Here is a 1,123-nt window from a genome sequence, read left to right on the forward strand (position 1 = left end):
CGATTCGGAAACCCCTGAAACGACAAGATCCCGCCTGATCTCGATGATCAGACGGGATCCCGTCAACCTCAGTCCAGCCGTTTCAAGAACGGCCCTCACCGGCGCTCTGGCGGATCAGATTTCACAACCCGCCCCTTCCTGACCGCCGTGGCCGGCGGCGGCAGGTGGCGCGGCCCGCCGAGTAGTTCGAGCACCTGCTCGTCGGTGGCCTGAGCAGCGCGCCGGCGTGCTGGGGTCGTACCGGGTGGTGCGTACGTGACGGCGCCATGTTCCTGGCATCGTGCATGCGAGAGGGCCGCGCCGACAACACCCTCTTTCGTGCGTGAATATTTGGCTACCCTCTTTGCTTTCCGGAGGAAAGCATGCCCGAACGCTGGCCTTCCAGAAGATTGGGAGACCTGCTCTAGGCCGCAAAATCGGCGACGGATGTGACTTTGGTGCCTCGGCGTGGGCAGTGTCGAGGTGAGAGCGCCGGTGCGGTCGTTGCACGCTGACCGGCTGCGGCATTGCGCCGGCCCTCCCATCCACGAGTGCTGTCGCCGACTAAGGATCTGCCATGACACGCCACGTTCAAGATGTGATGACGAGGGATGTCGTGATGGTGAGCGTCGATTCCACGCTGGTGGCCGCAGCTCGGCAGATGCGCGAGCACGACATCGGTGACGTCTTCGTCATGGAGGACGGACGGCTGTTCGGGGTGCTGACTGACAGGGACATCGTGGTGCGGGCGATCACGCGCGGCCTGTCGCCTGAGCTCGTCTCGGCAGGTGACATCTGCAGCCGTCAGCTCGTCACCGTCTCTCCGGACGATGGGGAGTGGTACGCCGTGGAGTTGATGCGCCTGCACTCGGTGCGCCGATTGCCCGTACTCGATCACGAGCGGCTGGTGGGTGTGTTGTCGTTGGGTGACCTGACCATCGACCTGGAACGCGAGTCCACGCTGGCGTCCATCAGCGCAGCCCCACCCAACAGATAGGGCGCATCTTCATCCTGCGGGCGCCTCAGAACAAGCTCTGGCCGCCAGGCGACCATTGAGAGAGTTCCATCCTGTTTCCGCAGGTAGAACGGGCTGGTGTGGTGGCGGTCAGGTGTGAACGTCGTGGTGGCGAGGCGAGATCATGAA

1 protein-coding gene is annotated in these 1,123 nt (G+C 63.8%); it reads left to right on the top strand.

Annotation, left to right across the window (positions count from 1 at the left end; genetic code table 11):
* Positions 1-556: 556 nt before the first annotated feature.
* The gene (locus ACIBVN_RS60915) at positions 557-976 is read left to right on the top strand and encodes a CBS domain-containing protein (protein ID WP_349456494.1); all 420 of its coding nucleotides are present in this window, start codon (positions 557-559) and stop codon (positions 974-976) included.
* The last annotated feature ends 147 nt before the right edge of the window (positions 977-1,123 follow it).

Source organism: Nonomuraea sp. NPDC049400 (assembly GCF_044466425.1).
GTDB lineage: Bacteria > Actinomycetota > Actinomycetes > Streptosporangiales > Streptosporangiaceae > Nonomuraea.